At 73.6% G+C, this 18,002-nt stretch carries 17 protein-coding genes; 9 read left to right on the top strand and 8 right to left on the bottom strand.

What is annotated here, in order from left to right; translation table 11 throughout:
• Positions 1-5: 5 nt before the first annotated feature.
• On the bottom strand, positions 6-965 hold the full coding sequence (gene deoC / locus LQ51_RS15695; protein WP_046566469.1) for a deoxyribose-phosphate aldolase: 960 nt from the start codon (positions 963-965) through the stop codon (positions 6-8).
• Positions 966-1,091: 126 nt separating this feature from the next.
• On the opposite strand from deoC, the gene upp reads away from it, so the two are divergent.
• Both upp and LQ51_RS15685 read left to right on the top strand, forming a co-directional pair.
• On the top strand, positions 1,092-1,724 hold the full coding sequence (gene upp, locus LQ51_RS15690) for a uracil phosphoribosyltransferase (RefSeq protein WP_046566468.1): 633 nt from the start codon (positions 1,092-1,094) through the stop codon (positions 1,722-1,724).
• A gap of 98 nt (positions 1,725-1,822) precedes the next feature.
• Positions 1,823-2,503 carry a GOLPH3/VPS74 family protein gene (locus LQ51_RS15685; RefSeq protein WP_046566466.1) on the top strand — a complete coding sequence of 227 codons (681 nt, stop codon included), beginning with the start codon at positions 1,823-1,825 and terminating at the stop codon, positions 2,501-2,503.
• A gap of 72 nt (positions 2,504-2,575) precedes the next feature.
• Here the strand turns inward: LQ51_RS15685 and LQ51_RS15680 are convergent, their stop codons facing one another.
• The gene (locus LQ51_RS15680) at positions 2,576-4,240 is read right to left on the bottom strand and encodes a phospho-sugar mutase (RefSeq protein WP_046566464.1); all 1,665 of its coding nucleotides are present in this window, start codon (positions 4,238-4,240) and stop codon (positions 2,576-2,578) included.
• Between the two features lie 48 nt (positions 4,241-4,288).
• On the bottom strand, positions 4,289-6,334 hold the full coding sequence (locus LQ51_RS15675) for a protein kinase domain-containing protein (protein WP_046566462.1): 2,046 nt from the start codon (positions 6,332-6,334) through the stop codon (positions 4,289-4,291).
• 207 nt (positions 6,335-6,541) lie between these two features.
• On the opposite strand from LQ51_RS15675, the gene LQ51_RS15670 reads away from it, so the two are divergent.
• Positions 6,542-8,125 (top strand): acyl-CoA mutase large subunit family protein, encoded by a 1,584-nt coding sequence (locus tag LQ51_RS15670; protein WP_046566461.1) that lies wholly within the window; start codon positions 6,542-6,544, stop codon positions 8,123-8,125.
• A gap of 683 nt (positions 8,126-8,808) precedes the next feature.
• Positions 8,809-10,068: an amidohydrolase gene (locus tag LQ51_RS15665; protein ID WP_046566460.1), complete on the top strand. Its 1,260-nt coding sequence runs from the start codon at positions 8,809-8,811 to the stop codon at positions 10,066-10,068.
• On the opposite strand, the gene LQ51_RS15660 is transcribed toward LQ51_RS15665, so the two are convergent.
• The gene (locus tag LQ51_RS15660; RefSeq protein ID WP_046566489.1) at positions 10,025-11,017 is read right to left on the bottom strand and encodes a DUF4349 domain-containing protein; all 993 of its coding nucleotides are present in this window, start codon (positions 11,015-11,017) and stop codon (positions 10,025-10,027) included. The genes LQ51_RS15665 and LQ51_RS15660 overlap by 44 nt on opposite strands.
• A 121-nt stretch (positions 11,018-11,138) precedes the next feature.
• Between LQ51_RS15660 and LQ51_RS15655 the strand changes: the two genes are divergently transcribed.
• The 4 genes from LQ51_RS15655 to LQ51_RS15640 are packed head-to-tail and all read left to right on the top strand — an operon-like array spanning position 11,139 to position 14,503.
• On the top strand, positions 11,139-11,768 hold the full coding sequence (locus LQ51_RS15655) for an MBL fold metallo-hydrolase (RefSeq protein ID WP_046566459.1): 630 nt from the start codon (positions 11,139-11,141) through the stop codon (positions 11,766-11,768).
• Positions 11,769-11,771: 3 nt separating this feature from the next.
• Positions 11,772-12,710 (top strand): hypothetical protein, encoded by a 939-nt coding sequence (locus LQ51_RS15650; protein ID WP_046566458.1) that lies wholly within the window; start codon positions 11,772-11,774, stop codon positions 12,708-12,710.
• Positions 12,711-12,753: 43 nt separating this feature from the next.
• Positions 12,754-13,500: an SCO6745 family protein gene (locus LQ51_RS15645; protein ID WP_046566457.1), complete on the top strand. Its 747-nt coding sequence runs from the start codon at positions 12,754-12,756 to the stop codon at positions 13,498-13,500.
• A gap of 37 nt (positions 13,501-13,537) precedes the next feature.
• Entirely contained in the window at positions 13,538-14,503 is a 966-nt protein-coding gene (locus tag LQ51_RS15640; protein ID WP_046566455.1) for a GNAT family N-acetyltransferase, read from the top strand.
• 70 nt (positions 14,504-14,573) lie between these two features.
• Here LQ51_RS15640 and LQ51_RS15635 read toward each other — a convergent pair whose 3' ends face one another.
• Positions 14,574-15,029: a gamma-glutamylcyclotransferase gene (locus tag LQ51_RS15635; protein WP_046566454.1), complete on the bottom strand. Its 456-nt coding sequence runs from the start codon at positions 15,027-15,029 to the stop codon at positions 14,574-14,576.
• Positions 15,030-15,135: 106 nt separating this feature from the next.
• Between LQ51_RS15635 and LQ51_RS15630 the strand changes: the two genes are divergently transcribed.
• Complete coding sequence (locus LQ51_RS15630; RefSeq protein WP_046566453.1) at positions 15,136-16,539, top strand: NAD(P)H-quinone dehydrogenase; 1,404 nt, start codon at positions 15,136-15,138, stop codon at positions 16,537-16,539.
• On the opposite strand, the gene LQ51_RS15625 is transcribed toward LQ51_RS15630, so the two are convergent.
• From LQ51_RS15625 to LQ51_RS15615, 3 genes are all read right to left on the bottom strand, one after another.
• Entirely contained in the window at positions 16,517-17,194 is a 678-nt protein-coding gene (locus tag LQ51_RS15625) for a DUF998 domain-containing protein (RefSeq protein ID WP_082159444.1), read from the bottom strand. The genes LQ51_RS15630 and LQ51_RS15625 overlap by 23 nt on opposite strands.
• A 110-nt stretch (positions 17,195-17,304) precedes the next feature.
• Complete coding sequence (locus LQ51_RS15620; RefSeq protein WP_046566451.1) at positions 17,305-17,637, bottom strand: helix-turn-helix domain-containing protein; 333 nt, start codon at positions 17,635-17,637, stop codon at positions 17,305-17,307.
• Positions 17,634-18,002, bottom strand: a complete 369-nt coding sequence (locus LQ51_RS15615) for a type II toxin-antitoxin system RelE/ParE family toxin (protein ID WP_046566450.1) — start codon at positions 18,000-18,002, stop codon at positions 17,634-17,636. The genes LQ51_RS15620 and LQ51_RS15615 overlap by 4 nt, the downstream gene beginning before the upstream one ends.

Raw genomic sequence — 18,002 nt, 5'->3', positions numbered from 1 at the left:
CGCGCTCAGTCCAGGGTGAAGTAGTCGGGACCGGCGTAGACGCCGGTCGTCAGCTTGGTGCGCTGCATGAGCAGGTCGTTCAGCAGGCTGGAGGCGCCGAACCGGAACCAGTCCGGGTCCAGCCAGTCCGGGCCCACGGTCTCGTTGACCATGACCAGGTACTTGATCGCGTCCTTGGTGGTCCGGATGCCGCCGGCCGGCTTCACGCCGACCTGCCGCCCGGTCGCGGCCCGGAAGTCGCGGACCGCCTCCAGCATCACCAGCGTCACCGGCATGGTGGCCGCGATCGGCACCTTGCCGGTGGAGGTCTTGATGAAGTCGCCGCCGGCCAGCATGGCCAGCCAGGAGGCGCGCCGCACGTTGTCGTAGGTGGCCAGCTCGCCGGTCTCCAGGATCACCTTGAGGTGCGCGTCCCCGCAGGCCTCCTTGGTGACGACGATCTCGTCGTACACCTCCTGGTAGCGGCCGGCCAGGAACGCGCCCCGGTTGATCACCATGTCGATCTCGTCGGCGCCGGCCGCGACCGCGGCCCGGGTGTCCGCCAGCTTGACGTCGAGGGGGGCCTGGCCGGACGGGAAGGCGGTCGCCACGCTGGCCAGGTGGACGGCGCTGCCGCGCAGCACCTCGGCGACGTACGGGACCATGGCGGGATAGACGCAGACCGCGCCGACGTGCGGGCAGGACGGGTCCGCCGGGTCGGGCCGCAGCGCCTTGGCGGCCAGCGCGCGCACCTTGCCGGGGGTGTCGGCGCCTTCCAGGGTGGTCAGGTCGACCATCCGGATCGCCAGGTCGATGGCCTGGGCCTTCGCGGTGGTCTTGATGGAGCGGGTGCCGAGTTGCGCCGCCCGCTGCTCCGCGCCGACCTGGTCCACGCCGGGCAGGCCGTGCAGGAAGGTCCGCAGAGCGGTCTCGGATCGTCCCAGCTCGGAAAGGTCCGACCGGGCCGACGTCGCTGTCGCCGTCATGCCCCGAATACTACGCACCGGCGCGCCCTGTGATCTTGGTCACGAGCGGGCTCCGGTGGTGAGCGGCGTCGCTGCTCGACCGGCACCCGCACGCCGGCCCGCCGCCGGGCGGTAGGTTGAGCGATCGTGGACGTACACGTCATTGACCACCCGCTCGCCCAGTCGCGGCTGACCGCCATGCGGGACGCCCGGACCGACTCGGCGTCGTTCCGGGCCGCGCTGCACGAACTCACCACCATGCTGGTGTACGAGGCGGCGCGCTCGTTCCCGGTCGAGAGGTACCCGATCCAGACTCCGGTCACCGCCACCGAGGGCACCCGGCTGGCGAACCCGCCGCTGCTGGTGCCGGTGCTGCGGGCCGGCCTCGGCATGGCCGACGCCGCGCTCGGCCTGCTGCCCGAGTCGTCGATGGGCTTCGTCGGCCTGGCCCGCGACGAGGAGACGTTCCAGCCGCGCGCGTACATGGAATCCCTGCCCCGCGACCTCAGCGGCCTGCCGGTACTGGTGCTCGAGCCGATGGTGGCCACCGGCGGTTCGCTGGAGCACTCCTGCCGGCTGCTCGCCGACCGGGGCTGCACCGACATCACCGTGCTCTGCGTGCTGGTGGCGCCCGTCGCCATCGAACGGCTGGAGCGGTCCGGCCTGCCGCTGCGTCTGGTCACCGCCTCCATCGACGAGGGCCTCAACGACCGGATGTTCATCGTCCCCGGTCTCGGCGACGCCGGCGACCGCCAGTTCGGCGGCATGCCCCGCTTCTGAGCCCGCCGACCGGCCCGCGGCAGCCCCGGCGGGCCGGTCGGTTCCCGCATCCGGCGAGTCCGTGCGCGGGGTGCGTGCAGCCGCTACCGTCTCGGGCCATGACTGGTGTTGCGCTCGCCGAAGAGCTGCTGCTCCTCGCCTACGACGACGAAACCGGCAAGGCGACCATGCCCCGGATCAGCCTGGACCTCGGGATGGCCGCCGCGGTGCTGGTCGAGCTGGCCCTGGTCGGCCGGATCGGGTACGCCGACGGGAACCTGGCGGTGATCGATCCCACCCCGACCGGTGAGCCGGTCGCCGACGACGTCCTGGCCAGGATGGCCGCGGACACCCCGCACAGCCCGTCCTCCTGGGTGCAGCGGCTGCGGCACGGCCTGCGCGACCGGATCCTGGGCGACCTGTGCGGCCGGGGCGTGGTCCGGGACGTCGACGAGACCGAACTGGGCTTCATCCACGTGCACCGCTATCCGGTCGCCGACGCCTCGGTGGAGGCCGACATCCGGCAGCGGCTGGCCGCGGCGCTGACCAGCGGGCAGCTCCCCGACGAGCGGACCGCCGCGCTCGCCACGCTGGTGGCGGTGCTGCGGATGGAACCGGCCCTCAACCTCAGCGGCAGCGCGGCCACCGAGGCCGGCAGGCGGCTGGCGGAGATCGCCGCCGGCGCCGGCTTCTCCGGCACCGTGAGCCTGGACGACTCGGTGGTCCGTCCCTCGGTCAGCCTGGTCATCGCCGCCCTCGGCCAGGCCGTCGACGCCGCCCTCGGCAAGCGCCCGGCGTAAGGAAGGGGCCGTTCTCAACGCCTGCAGGTAGAGCAGGGGCCCCGCCTGACAAGCGGGGGCCCCTGCCTACCTCTACTGGCCGAGGGCGGCGGCGATCTCGGTGCGGAGGGCGGCGATCGACTGCTGGGCGCGGGAGCGGGCCGTGGCGACGTCGCCGTCGGGGACCGGCTCCACCACCTCCAGGTACGCCTTGAGCTTCGGCTCGGTGCCCGACGGGCGGATCACCACCCGGGTGGTGTCGGTGCGCAGGATCACCACGTCCGCGCCGGGCAGCAGGTCGACGACCTCGGTCACCGGGTGCCCCAGCAGCGTCTGCGGGGTAGCGGCCCGGACCCGGGTCATCATCTCGGCGATCATCCGCAGGTCCGCCACCCGCACCGAGAGCTGGTCGGTGTGGTGCACCCCGAACTCGGCGGCCAGCTCGTCCAGCCGGTCGGTGAGCGACCGGCCCTGCGCCTTGAGGCCGGCGGCCAGCTCGGCGACGGTCAACGCGGCGGTGATGCCGTCCTTGTCCCGGACGTGATCCGGCGCGACGCAGTAACCGAGCGCCTCCTCGTAGCCGAAGACCAGCGGCGCGGTCCCATCCCCGGCCCGGACGATCCACTTGAACCCGGTCAACGTCTCGTCGTACGGCACCCCCCGGGCCGCGGACATCGCCCGCAGCAGCGACGACGACACGATGGTGGTCGCGTACAGGCCGGTGACGCCGCGGCGCATCAGGTGGTCGGCGAGGAGCGCGCCCACCTCGTCGCCGCGCAGCATCCGCCAACCGGCGCCGTCCGGCACGGCCACCGCGCAGCGGTCCGCGTCCGGGTCGTTCGCGATGGCGAGGTCAGCGCCGATCGTGCCGGCCAGCTCGACCAGCTTGTCCACCGCGCCCGGCTCCTCCGGGTTGGGGAAGTTGACCGTCGGGAAGGCCGGGTCCGGCTCGGCCTGGTCGGGCACCACGCCCGGCACCCCGAAACCGGCCCGGGCAAAGGCGGCGGTGAGCACCGAGGCGCCCACCCCGTGCAGCGGGGTGTACGCCACCTTCAGGTCGCGCGGACCGGTCGGGTCGACCACCGCGGCGGCCCGCTCCACGTACGCGGCGACCAGGTCGTCACCGAGCACCTCCCCGGCCGGGCCGAGCGGCACCCGCGCCAGCGGGCCGACCGCCCGGATGGCCGCCTCGATGCCGGCGTCGGCCGGCGGCACGATCTGCGCGCCCGCGCCCAGGTCCCCGCCGAGCCGCGCGCCCAGGTACACCTTGTAGCCGTTGTCCTGCGGCGGATTGTGGCTGGCGGTGACCATCACCCCGGCCACCGCGCCGAGCTGCCGCACCGCGAACGCCAGCACCGGGGTGGGCAGCGGGCGGGGCAGCAGCAGCGCCGGCCGGCCCGCGCCGGTGGCCACCTGGGCGGTGCGCTCGGCGAAGGCCCGCGAGCCGTGCCGGGCGTCGTACCCGATGACCAGCGGACCCTCGCCGCTCTGGGCGGCGAGCCAGCCGACCAGGCCGGCGGCGGCCTGGGTGACCACGGCGAGGTTCATCCCGTTCGGGCCGGCGCGCAGCGGGCCGCGCAGCCCGGCGGTGCCGAAGGTCAGCGGCCCGGCGAACCGGTCGGCCAGCTCGGGTGCGCTGCCCGGTAGCCCGTCGAGGACGGCCCGCAGTTCGTCGCGGCTGGCCGGGTCGGGGTCGTCGTCGAGCCACCGCCGGGCCTGTTCGCGAAGTTCGTCAAGATCCTTGGTATCCGCCGCCATTGCCCCTTGATAGCACGCCGGCGGATCACCCCGGTCCCGCGCCCTGACTCAGGCACCCCCGCCGAACTTGAACGAGGTCGCCATCGCGTCGAAGATCGGCCGGCTGGCGGCGAAGTCGGCGTCGTTCGCGGTCAGGTAGAACGAGTAGACCTTGCCGCCCTGGACCACCCCGCGCCACACCCCGTGCCGCTTGGTGTCGCCGTCGCCGCAGGTGTATTCGAACTCGGCCGCCGGCTGGCCGGCCAGCGTGGTCTCCGTCATCGCGAGCTGGTCGTACGGCTTGGCGCAGGACTTGCTCTTCTCGCGCAGATTGCGCGAGGCGAACTCGGCCCAACTGGCCGAGCTGCCGGTCCACTTCTCGGCGAGGATGCGGACCTTGCGACCGTCCTGCTCGGGGTCCACGAAGTCGACGAAGACCCCGCCGGTGTTCCGCTCCCAGCTCTTCGGCACCTGGAGGGTGACGCCCTTGACCGTCTGCTCCTGCATGTCCACCGGCGGTGCGGCCTGCGCCGTCCCGCTGGGCAGCGAGGTGACGATCGGGGGCGGGGCCTTGTCGTCACCGCCGGAGAGGGCGATCACGGCGACCAGCAGCAGCACGGCCACGCCGCCGGCCACCCCGAACTGAACCTTGCGGGGCCAGCCCTTGACGGTGCCGACCAGCCGGCTGCCGAGGCCCTTCGCCGGGCCGAGCGGGCCACCGGCCGGCGCCTCCGCCGGCGTGGCCCACGGCTGACCGCTGCCCGGCACCGACCACTGGGCGCCGGGTCGTGGCGCGTCCGGCCCGCCGGGCTGGACCGGCCGGCCGTACACCGGCTGGGTGGCGTCGACGCCGCGGCCGTACAGCGGCTGGGTGGCCGCCGGCGGGGCGCCGTGCGGCAACTGCTGGGTGGCGTCCGTCGCGGCGATCCGCTGGGTGGCCTCCGGGAGCCCGCCGGCGGGCAGGGCGCCGGTCGGCGTGTGCAGCGGGCCGGCCAGCGCGTCCGCGCTGGTGTCGTCGAACGCCGAGCCGCCGGACGCGGCGGCCGCAGCGGGTTGCTCGCCCCGGCGCAGCGCGGCGAGCCGGTCGGTGAGCGACTCACCGGGCGCGATCATGGCCCGGCCGCCGATCTGCCCGCTCGGCTTCGGCTGCGGGGTGGCGGCGGGCGGCGGCGCGGCGGGCCGCTGCACCGGCACCACGGCGTACGGGTCGGTGACCGAGTTGACCGCGGTGGCGTTGCTGGTCAGCGGGCCGGCGAGCAGCTCGCGGAGCATGCCGCGGGCGGTGTGCACGTCGAGTCGGCGGGCCGGGTCCTTCTCCAGCAGACCCATCAGCACCCGGGTCAGCGGGCCGCTGCGCTGGGGGGTGGCCGGCGGGTCCTCGACCACGGCGTGCATGGTCTCGATCGGGTCGCCCTTGTCGAACGGCGGACGCCCCTCGACGGCCGTGTAGAGGGTGACGCCGAGCGAGAAGAGGTCGCTGGGCGGGCCGAAGTCCTGGCCCATCGCCCGCTCGGGCGAGATGAAGTGCGGCGAGCCGAGCACCATGCCCGGGGTGGTGAGCTGGACGTCGGTGGGCATCCGGGCCACCCCGAAGTCGGTCAGCACGCACCGGCCGTCGGCGCAGATCAGCACGTTGGCCGGCTTGACGTCGCGGTGCAGCACGCCGATCGCGTGCGCCACCTCCAGGGCGCCGAGCAGCGCGATGCCGATCTTGGCGACCGCCCGGGGCGCGACCGGCCCGTCCTCGATCACCATGTCGGCCAGGCTGCGCGCGTCCAGCAGCTCCATCACGATCCAGGGGCGGCCACCCTCGGTGACCACGTCGTACACCTGGACCACGGCGGGGTGCTGGATCGCCGCGGCGGCCCGGGCCTCCCGCAGGGTCCGCTCGTACATCGCGTCGCGGTCGCTGGGGGCCAGCCCCGGCGGGAGGACGACCTCCTTGACCGCGACGTCGCGGCGCAGCAGCGTGTCGGTGGCACGCCAGACCGTGCCCATGCCGCCGTTGCCCACGGGTGAGCGCAACGAATAACGCCCACCGATGGTGGTGCCGGTCGCGGCGCGGCCAGTGGGGGGACTGACTGGTCCGCCGCTCCACGTCGGGATCTGAGTCACAGAAGAGCCACCGGGGGATATCGAGGGGGCTGGGACACAACCCCCCTATATTGCTGGTTCCGGCGGCCGATGCGAAACCCGACGCGGCGGACGTTTACCTACTCGACCGTATGTGGCCAGGTACTCACGTCGGGTCCACGGCCGGCGCGGGCCCGATGTGCGCAATCCCTCATTCATCGATGCGCCGTCGCGTCCTACCATCCGGTGATGAGCGAACGGCGGCACAGCGAGTCCGGCTTCCCGATCAAGGGCGTGTACACCGCGGCGGACCTGCCCGGGGAGCTGACGGAGCGGCTCGGTGCCCCCGGCGAGTTCCCGTACACCCGCGGGGTCTACCCGACGATGTACACCTCCCGCCCGTGGACCATGCGGCAGTACGCCGGCTTCGGCACGGCCACCGAGTCCAACGCGCGCTACCACCAACTGCTGCGCGCCGGCACCATGGGCCTCTCGGTCGCCTTCGACCTGCCCACCCAGATGGGGTACGACTCCGACGACCCGATCGCGCACGGCGAGGTGGGCAAGGTCGGCGTCGCCATCGACTCCATCGACGACATGCGCACGCTGTTCGGCGGCATCCCGCTGGACAAGGTCTCCACCTCGATGACCATCAACGCGCCGGGTTCGGTGCTGCTCCTGCTCTACCAGCTGGTCGCCGAGGAGTCCGGGGTGCCGGGCTCGGCGCTCAACGGCACCATCCAGAACGACATCCTCAAGGAGTACATCGCCCGGGGGACGTACATCTTCCCGCCGAAGCCCTCGCTGCGGCTGGTCGCGGACACCTTCGCGTACTGCCGCAAGGAGGTGCCGAAGTGGAACACCATCTCCATCTCCGGCTACCACATGGCCGAGGCCGGCGCCTCGCCCGCGCAGGAGATCGCGTTCACCCTGGCCAACGGCGTGGAGTACGTCCGGGCGGCGCTCGCCGCCGGGCTGGCCGTGGACGACTTCGCCCCCCGGCTGTCGTTCTTCTTCGTGGCCCGCACCACGCTGCTGGAGGAGGTCGCCAAGTTCCGCGCGGCCCGGCGGATCTGGGCCCGGCTGATGCGCGACGAGTTCGGGGCGAAGAACCCGAAGTCGATGATGCTGCGGTTCCACACCCAGACCGCGGGGGTGCAGCTCACCGCGCAGCAGCCGGAGGTGAACCTGGTCCGGGTGGCGGTCCAGGGCCTCGGCGCGGTGCTCGGCGGCACCCAGTCGCTGCACACCAACAGCTTCGACGAGGCGATCGCGCTGCCCACCGAGAAGGCGGCCCGGCTGGCTCTGCGCACCCAGCAGGTGCTGGCGTACGAGACGGACCTGACCGCCACGGTCGACCCGTTCGCCGGCTCGTACGTGGTGGAGGCGATGACCGCCGAGATCGAGGCGGCCGCCGACGAGCTGATGCAGCGGGTCTTCGACCACGGGTCGGCCGTGGACGCCATCGAGGCCGGCTTCCAGAAGCGGGAGATCGAGCAGTCCGCGTACCGCATCGCGCAGGAGATCGACTCCGGCGAGCGGGTGGTGGTCGGGCTCAACCGGTTCCAGGTCGACGAGGAGGAGCCGTACGAGCCGCTGCGGGTGGACCCGACGATCGAGGCGGCCCAGGCGGAACGGCTGGCGAAGCTGCGTGCCGAGCGGGACTCCGGCGCGGTCGAGCGGGCGCTCGCCGAGCTGCGGGCGGCCGCCGAGGGGGACGCCAACGTGCTCTACCCGATGAAGGAGGCGCTGCGCGCCCGGGCGACCGTCGGCGAGGTCTGCGGCACGCTGCGCGAGGTGTGGGGGACGTACCGGCCCAGCGACCGGTTCTGACCCGTCAGCCGGCGGCCCGGCCGGCACCTGACGGCTGCCGGTGCGGGCCGCCATCGCGTATCCGACCTGGTCGGGCCGGGTTTTTCCGGCGTACAGTCGGTGCTCTCCCGGCGCGCGGGCGAGGGAGCGGTGCGGCACCGGGTGCGGGCCTGCCGGGCGACGCGGCCCGGCCCGTTCGACCCGGCCCTGGGGCAGTGCGGCCCACGGCGGGGCCGGGGTGCCCGGCCGGCGGCGCCGGGGCGGTGGTGCGGCGCGGACCCCCGGCCCCGAGTGGTCGGCCGGAATGCGGGTAAGTCGTTCGGGTGACCGGGACGGACAGCGTGTCCGGTCGCGCTCCGGACCGGCATGTCACCGTCGGGAGCCGTCCGACCGCCGAGCGTTGTCGGGCAATTGCCTGAGCGCCAGTTAATTGTCGCGACTAATGCGACAATTCGGAACGACGGCCCGGGTTTTGGTGACCGCCGGAACGGTTACGCGTTGTAGGAGGTGGGGGGCAGATGACGGCGTTCGACCGCGATCTACCTGCTGTCCCGCAGATTTTCGAGCCCTCCCACCAGGGCATTCGTGACGCTGCGCGGTCCGATCGCTACCCGAAAGATGTTGCGCAGCGTCACCGCCGGAGGTCTAGGCTGTCTGCTGTTCTCCCTGATGATCCATCCATCTCTAGTGATCGAGAATTCGACGTGACGAGTGCGTTGACGCTGCCGTCGAGCAGCCCACTGGCATCGTCCTGGCCGGAGTCGCCGTCCGGGTCCCAACCCCTGCCCTTCGAGCTGGACCACCTGCTCGCCCTCCGGGTACCCGGGCTGATCGCCACCCGCCGTCACATCCACTCCCACCCGGAACTCTCCGGCGAGGAGTTCGAGACGGCCGCCCTGGTCCACCGGGAGCTCTCCCTCGCCGGGCTCAAGCCGCGCCTGCTGCCCAAGGGCAACGGCGTCATCTGCGACATCGACGGCCGCCCGGACGGCCCGGTGATCGCGCTCCGCGCCGACATCGACGCGCTGCCGCTGAGCGACCCGAAGGACGTGCCGTACCGCTCCACCGTGGAGGGCGTCTGCCACGCCTGCGGCCACGACGTGCACACCTCGGTGATGCTCGGCGTCGGCATGCTGCTCGCCCAGCTCGCCGACCTCGGCCAGCTCGACGGCCGGGTGCGGCTCATCTTCCAACCGGCCGAGGAGATCCTGCCCTGCGGCTCCCTCGAGGTGATCGAGGCCGGCGGCCTCGACGACGTGGTGCAGATCTTCGCCGTGCACTGCGACCCGAACCTGCCGGTCGGCAAGGTCGGCCTGCGGGTCGGCCCGATCACCGCGGCCGCCGACAATGTCACCGTCCGGCTCACCGGCCCGGGCGGCCACACCGCTCGCCCGCACCTCACCGTCGACCTGGTCGACGCGCTGGGCCGGCTGGTCACCGAGGTGCCGACCCTGGTCAGCCGCCGGGTGCCGGCCAACAGCGGGCTGCTGCTGGTGTTCGGCCACGCCTCGGCCGGCACCCGGTACAACGTCATCCCCTCCGAGGCGTGCGCGGCCGGCACCCTGCGGGTGATGGACCGGGACACCTGGGACAAGGCGCCGAAGATCGTGGCTCAGGTGGTCCGCGACGTGCTCGCCCCCACCGGGGCCACGGTCGACCTGGAATACCTGCGCGGCCGACCGCCGGTCACCAACGACGCCCGCGCCATCGGCGTGCTGACCGCCGCCACCGCGGCCGCGCTCGGTCCCGAGGGGATCGCGGAAACCCCACAGAGCATGGGCGGCGAGGACTTCTCCTGGTACCTGGAGCACGTGCCCGGCGCGCTCGCCCGCCTCGGCGTCGGCCGGAACGGTCCCAATGTGGACCTGCACCGGGCCTCGTTCGACGTGGACGAGCGGGCCATCCCGGTCGGCGTACGCCTCATGGTGCAGACCGCGTTGCGGGCACTGGCGGCGGCCCGCTAGGCGACGGACCCTCCACCGGACCGGCCGGCGTCGGCAGCACCGGCGCCGGACCGGCCGGCGGCGTCCGGCGTGCCCGCCGGCGCGACCAGACCAGCAGCAGCACCACCGGCACCCCGATCACCACCAGGAACGGCAGCAGGGCGCCCAGCACGGTGAGCGCAACGCGCACCGCGCCGACGAACGCATCCCACCCGCCGCGCAGCCCGACCAGGAAGCCCAGCTCGCTTTCCTCCTCCGGCTCGGCGGCCGCCGCGTCGGGGCCGACGAAGGTCACCGTGATGGTGGAGAGCGCCGTGAGGTCGGCCAGCCGGCGCTTCTTCGCCTCCAGCGACGCCAGGTCGGCCTCCCGCCGGCCCACCTCGTTCTCCAGGTTCACCAGGTCGCCGATGGTGCTCGCCTTGGCCAGCAGGTTCCGGGCGCTGGCCACCCGGGCGCGCTGGGTGGCGATCCGGGCGTCCAGGTCGACCGTCTCCTCGGTGACGTCCTGGGTGCGGATCTCGCGCTGCTCCTGCCGGCCCAGACCGGCCAGCTGGTCGATGACGGCGGTAAATCGGTCCGCCGGCACCCGCAGGGTCAACTCCGCCCGGGCGTCGGCAGAGTCGCTGTCGCGCTGGTCGCCGCCGACGAAGCCGCCCGCCGTCCGGACCCGGTCGGTCGCCTCCCGGGCCGCCCGCTCCACATCGGTCACCCGCACCCGCATCGTCCCGGTGTAGATGATGGAGCGTTGGTCGACCCGCAGGTCCGCGCCGCCGGCACCGCTCTCGGCCGGTGCCGCCTTGCCCTCCGCTGCGCCGGCGTCCGCGTCCCGGGCGCCGCCCACGGCCGGCGCGGCCCCCGAATCCGTGGCCGTGCCCCCGCCGTCCGCGCCGCAACCGGCCGCCGCCAGCACCGCGGCCAACCCCACCGCCGCCAGCTGCGCCCCCCGGCGGCGTGTTCCTCGTACGCTCATCTCCCCGCTCCCATCCTCGATGGCCCCCACCCGGAGCCGATACGTCGGACGTGGCGCGCTACCGCGCCGGTTCCGGCAGACTGCGACGAGGACATCACGATTCGATAATCGAGGAGTCACGATGCAGGTCACCAAGTACGCCCACTCCTGCCTCCGGATCGAGCACGACGGGGGAGTGCTCGTCCTGGACCCCGGTGTGTTCAGCGAGACCGCGGCGCTGGACGGGGCGGACGCGGTGCTGGTCACGCACGAGCACCCGGACCACGTGAACGTCGAGGCGCTCACCCAGGCGCTGGAGCGCCGCCCGATCCCGGTCCACGGGCCCGCCTCGCTGGCCGGCGTGCTCGGCGACGCCGCCGAGGCCCTGACCGTGGTCACGCCCGGCGAGTCGTTCACCGCCGCCGGCGTGCCGGTACGGACCTACGGCGGGCAGCACGCCGTCATCCACCCGGACCTCCCGGTCGTCCCCAACGTGGGCTACCTGGTCAACGACGTGGTCTACCACCCGGGCGACTCCCTGGTCGTGCCCGAGGACGTCCAGGTGGACACGCTCTTCGCCCCGATCCACGCGCCCTGGAACAAGTTCTCCGAGGTGCTCGACTTCATCCGGGCGGTCGCCCCGCGCCGCGCCTACGCGCTGCACGACGCGCTGCTCAACGGCAACGGCCTCGGGGTGCTCGACCGGCAGTACGCCGCGATGTCGAAGACCGACTACCGCCGCCTGGAGCCGGGCACCCGGATCGACGCCTGAGCGATGCCCGACCCGTCCCGTGAGCTGATCCAGCGGCTCTACGCCACGCCGCCGGACCGGTTCGTCGCGGCCCGGGACGCCGCGGTCGCCGAGGCCCGCCGGGCCGGTGACCCGAAGACCGCCCGGGAGATCGGCAAGCTGCGCCGGCCCACCGTGGCCGCCTGGCTGGTCAACCTGCTCGCCATCCGCCGCCCGGAACTCGTCGCCGACCTGGGTCAGCTCGCCGAGTCGCTCCGCTCCGCCCAGCGCGAGCTGCGCGGCAACCGGCTCCGCGAGCTCTCCGCGCAGCGCCGGGCCGTGGTGGGCGCCCTCGTCGCCGAGGTACGCAAGCTGGCCGCCGCCGAACCCGACGCCCCGCCGGCCGGCAAGCTGCCGCTGGGCGAGGTCGAGGCGACGCTCAACGCGGCGCTCTCTGACACCGAGGTCGCCGGGCAGATCCGCGCCGGCCGGCTGCTCCGCGCCACCCACTACGCCGGCTTCGGCGAGGTGCCCCGGCCACAGCTGCGGCTGGTCACCGGGGGCGTCGAGGAGCCACCCGTACCGGAGCGGGCGGCCGAGCGGGCCGACGCCCGGCGGGCGCGCGACGAACGGGCCGCCGAGCGGGCCGCCCGCGCCGAGCGGGCCAAGCGCCGCCGCGCGCTGGACCGTGAGCTGGCCAGGGCCCGTGCGGACCAGGACCGGGCCGAGCGGGACCTGGCCGGGACGGTCCGGGCCGAGCAGGACGGCGCCGCGACGCTGGACCGGATCGAGACCGAACTGGCCGAGCTGGAACGCCGGCGGGCCGTCGCCGAGCAGGAGTTGAGCCGGGCGAAGCTGGCCCGGCGGGGGGCCGAACGGTCGGTCAGCGCGGCGCGCCGGCGGACCGGCGAGGTCGAGGCCGCAGTGGAGGCGTTGGCGGCCGAAGAGGGGGATGTCGCGGCGGGTGGTCCGCAGGCAGACTGAGGGTGATGGATGACCACGGTGGACACCCGACGGTGCGGCGTCGATGACTCCGGAGCAGGTCGCCGCCGCCAGCAAGCCGCTGGTGCTGGAGTTGGGGGAGGCGTTCGCGCGCTGCCCGGCGACGCTGCGCCGGGCCCGGCTGCTCGGCATCTCCGGCTGGGCGTTCTACATCACCGGCCGGGCCGGCGCGCTCGGCGACGTCCGCGCCGGGACCGTCGCGGCGGCGCTCGGCTTCATCGCCCCCGACGCGGTCGCCGACGGCTGGGACGCGGCGGCGCGTACCGTCCGGCCGCTCGCGGTGGCCGAGGCCAACCTGGCCGAGTGCTGCCGGTGGGGCGCCGACCGGCTGGGCGACGCCCCCGGGGTGCCCCACCTGGCCGGCCTGCTGGAGCGCGCCGTCGGCGCGGCCGAGGCCAGCGGCATGCCGCTCTTCGCCGCCTGGCGGGCCATGCCGGTGCCGGACCGCTCCCCGGGGGCCCGGGCCGCGGTCGGGCTGCTGTTGCTGCGGGAACACTTCGCCGGCGCGCACCTGCTCGCGGTCCGGGCCGCCGGCATGACCCCGTTGGAGGCGGTGCTCGCCGGCCCGGAGGGGGAGACGGGAGCCGCGGCCTGCGGCTGGCCGCCCCCGTACCCGCCGGTCGGGCCGCTGGTGCGCCGCCGGCTCTGGGCGGAGGCGGTGACCGACCGGCTCGCCTCGGCCGCGTTCCGGGCGCTCGCCCCGGGGGAGGGGGCGGAGCTGCTCAACCTGCTCTCCGCCGCCCGGCTGCACCTGCGCGGCCGGCAAAAATGAGCGGCGCGACCGGCCGGCGGCTGCCACTATCGCCGGCGTGACGCTTCCCGCCGGCTGGACCGCCCGCCGACCCACCCTCGACGACGTGCCCGCGATCCTGACGGTGGTGCACGCCGCCGACACCTTCGCCGTCGGCTACCCGGACTTCGACGCGGAGGACGTCCGCGACGCCCTGACCGCGCCCTTCGTGGACATGACCCGCGACTCCTGGCTGGTCACCGACCCGGACGGAGCGGCGGTCGGCTGGGCGATCCTGAGCAACCCCACCGGGGTGGGCCGGGAGTTCGTCGAGGTCTACGTCGACCCGGAGCGCGCCGAGGAGCTGCGTGCCGCGCTGCTGGCCCGGCTGCTCGACCGGGTGGCCGAGCGGGCCGCCGAGCGCGGCCTGCCCGACCTCACCGCCCGCACCGCCGTCTTCGCCCCGGAGACCCGCTGGGCGGCCGAGCTGGCCGAGGCCGGCTTCACCCGGCTCAAGCGCTACGTCCGGATGACCCGCTCGCTGGCCGACCTGCCCGCCGAGCCGGCGCCCCCGCCCGGGGTGACCATCCGGCCGCTGCGCGCCGACGACGAGGCCGACCTGCGGCTGTTCCACCGGATCTTCGACACCGCGTTCCGGGACACCCCGGACTACGAACCGGTCGAATTCGACCCGTGGCGGTCGCAGCTGCCGTCGTACGCCAAGATCTGGGACGAGTGGTTCCTGGCCGAGGTCGACGGGGCGCCGGCCGGCGCCCTCCAATCCTCCGACCAGGCCCTCGACCAGGATCTGGGCTGGGTCCGGACGCTGTCGGTGCTGCCCGCGTACCGCCGGCGCGGGGTCGGGGCGGCGCTGCTGCGCCGGGCCTTCGCGGTCTACGCGGCCAAGGGCCGGACCGGGGCCGGGCTCGGCGTCGACCTGGCCAATCCGACCACCCCGGTCACCCTCTACCGGTCGGTGGGGCTGGTCGAGACTCGCTGGACCGACATGTACGAGCGGAGTGTCCCCGCCCGGATTGTGGGATAGGCGACCCCCGCCGGGGTCGCCGGCCGGCCGGGATCCCGGCCGGAGCACACTGGGTGACGTGAGGAACCGGCTAGGCCGACGCGGTGCCCGTGGGGCGGGACCGCAGCTCGGTGACGTAGTCGTCCGGCGCGCCCGCCTTCTCGGCCGCGTTTGCGATCTCCGACAGGTACCACGAGGTCGGCAGGCCGCCCTCGTACCCGTCGAAGACGTAGACCCACGCGGTCACGTCCCCGTCCAGCGTCGAGACCCGGACGGTCAGCCGGCGGTACGTCTCGGCGGTCACGCCCTCGATCTCGTCGAGCTGGGCGGCGTCGTACGGGTGGATGTCGTAGAGCGCCACGAAGACCCGGTCGCCCGGGGACTCGACCACGGTGCTGACCGAGCCCTCCCAGCCGATCACGTCCTCGCCCGCGAAGGTGAGCCGCCACCCCTCCAGCCAGCCGGTACCCACCATCGGCGAATGCGGACAGTAGGCACGCATGCGGGCGGGATCCAGGTTTGAGCCATAGGCGGCGTACAGACGCACGGCGATGACGATAGCCCGGCCGGCCGGTGGGGGAGAATACGACGGTGCGTGTCGAGCACGATGGGGAGAAGAAAGTCACTGTGAGCACCGACGAAAGGATGGCTCAGTGAGCCAGATCGTGATCATCGGCGGGGGGCCGGCCGGGTACGAGGCGGCGTTGGTCGCCGCCCAGCTGGATGCTGATGTCACCGTGGTCGAGGCCGAGGGCGCCGGCGGCGCCTGCGTGCTCTCCGACTGCGTCCCGTCGAAGACCTTCATCGCCAGTTCCCAGGTGGTCACCGGCTACCGGGACACCGAGGAGTTCGGGGTGGACTCCGACGGTCTGGAGGCGGTGACCGTCGACGCCCGCGCGGTGCACGAGCGGGTGAAGCGGCTCGCCCTGGCCCAGTCCACCGACATCCACGACAAGCTGGTCAAGGCCGGCGTCGAGTTCGTGACCGGGACGGCCCGGCTCGGCGAGGACACGCTCGGTCACACCCACCGGGTGAACGTGACCCCGGCCGGCGGCGGCGCGGAGTACGCGATCGCCGCGTCCACCGTGCTGGTCGCCACCGGCGCCACCCCGCGCCAGCTCCCCACCGCCGTGCCGGACGGCGAGCGCATCCTCACCTGGCGCCAGGTGTACGACCTGCCGGAGCTGCCCGAGCACCTGATCGTGGTCGGCTCCGGCGTGACCGGAGCCGAGTTCGCCAGCGCGTACCTGGCGATGGGGGTGCCGGTCACCCTGGTCTCCAGCCGGGACCGGGTCATGCCGCACGAGGACGCCGACGCGGCCTCGGCGATCGAGCGGGTGTTCCGCAACCGGGGCATGACCATCCTGAACAACTCCCGCGCCGAGGCGGTGCGCCGGGTCGGCGACGGCGTCGAGGTGGTGCTCGGCGACGGCCGGGTGGTGCCCGGTTCGCACGCGCTGATCGCGGTCGGCTCGATTCCCAACACCGCCAACCTGGGTCTCGCCGAGTACGGCGTCGAGCTGGCCCGGGGCGGTTACGTCACGGTCGACCGGGTCTCCCGCACCAACGTTCCCGGCATCTACGCGGCCGGCGACTGCACCGGGGTGCTGCCGCTGGCCAGCGTCGCCGCCATGCAGGGGCGGATCGCCATGTGGCACGCGCTCGGCGAGGCGGTCCGCCCGCTGCGGCTGCGTACCGTCGCGGCGAACGTCTTCACCGACCCGGAGCTGGCCACCGTCGGCGTCTCGCAGGACGAGGTGGACGCCGGCAAGGTCCCGGCCCGCCAGGTGATGCTGCCGCTGTCCGGCAACGCCCGGGCGAAGATGGACGACCTGGCCGACGGCTTCGTGAAGCTCTTCTGCCGGCCGGCCAGCGGCCAGGTGATCGGCGGTGTGGTGGTGGCGCCGAAGGCCAGCGAGCTGATCCTGCCGATCACCATGGCGGTGGAGAACAACCTCACCGTCAACGAGCTGGCCCAGACCATCACCATCTACCCGTCGCTGTCGGGTTCGATCACCGAGGCCGCCCGCCAGCTCATGCTGCACGAACTGGAGTGAGGTCGCGCCCGCGCGGCGCGGCGCCGGCCGGGTGGGGGCGTGCCTCGACCGGGGGCGCCGCCGACGCGCCGCCTCCGCGCCGCACCAGCGTGGCCGCGACGACCGCGAGCAGGGTCACCTCGGCCAGCACGAGCAGGCGTTCGGCGAGACCGATCAGGACCCGGTCGCCGGGGTAGGCGGACCAGATCATGGCGGCGGCGAGCAGCAGGCTGGTGACGGTGAGCCCGCGCAGCCAGCCGGCGGCCCGGCCGCCGAGCCGTCGGGCGAGCAGCCAGCCGGCCAGCGGCAGGGCGAGGAAGGCCACCACCGAGGCGTACCGGTGCAGGTAGGCGGCGGTGTCCATGGGCAGGCCGGGCTCGTTGGTGGGCACCACGGCGGCGGCCAGCAGACCGGCCGACCAGGCCGCGAGCAGGGCCCGCGCCGGCCGCGCCGCGCCGGCCCGACGCAGGCTCGGCAGGAGTACCACGGTGGCCCCGGCGAGCAGCGCCATGGCCACGTCGATGACCCCGCCCCGGTCCGAGACGGCGTAGTCGCTGACGGTCAGCGACCAGGGGTTCAGGTCGTCGTTCACCTCGAGGTGACCGATCACCGCGAGCACCGCCGCCAGGGCGATCCCGCCGAGGGCCAACAGCCCGATCGTCCGGTTTCCACGCATGCCTCAGCCTGTCGCGCCCGGCACCCGAAACGGATCCGGGCCGGCCACCCACTTCGACCCCCGGGTCGCCCCCTAGAGGCCCCGGCCCCCGAATTCGGCAGTCTGCCTGCTCAGGCGACGTTCAGGTGAATATTTCCGATCCGGGCGACGATGTCGAGGTGGCCGCCGAGACCCGTCACGTAGGCGCGGAGTGTCTCGAGGCTGGTGTTCTCCCCATTTTCGATCTGACTGATCCTGGCCTGGGTCAGGCCCGCCGCCTCAGCGAGCTGGGTTTGCGTCATACCCAACTGCTTCCGGATCTCCGCGAGCTGAGCGCCGCTGACCGAGGCGAGCATCCGCTCGCGCATCTGCCCCCGCCTAGCGACCCGATCAGGGGCATCCCAGGCCGGGTCCAGCTGCCTGGCCTTGGCCTTGACGTCCTGCCAGTTCTCTCCGCCGGTCATCGCTGCGCTTCCTTCAGGCTGATCAGATGCTCCTGAAACCGTTCGTCCGCCAAGGGTATGGCGGTCAGGTACCAACTCTGCCACTGGCCAGACTTGTCCCCGGCAACCAGGAAGACGGCTTCCCGAAGCGGATCGAATGCGAAGATCATCCGCACCTCCGTGCCGCCGGTTGAACCAGGCCGCAGCTCCTTCATGTTATGGAAAGCACTGCCCTTCAAGCGGTCGACCAGTGGTCGACCGAGCGAGGGGCCATGTTCCGCGAGCAGATCTATCGCCTCGCCGACCAGATCCGCTGTGGTGGGGTCGGTGCTGCACAGATGCAAGAACCACGACTCGACCTCGGGGTGCAGCCTTACCTCCCACAT

The organism is Micromonospora sp. HK10, from assembly GCF_000982955.1.
Classification (GTDB): Bacteria; Actinomycetota; Actinomycetes; order Mycobacteriales; family Micromonosporaceae; genus Micromonospora.
Note: the sequence above shows the minus strand (reverse complement) of the source record. Positions and strands in the feature narration are given on the sequence as shown.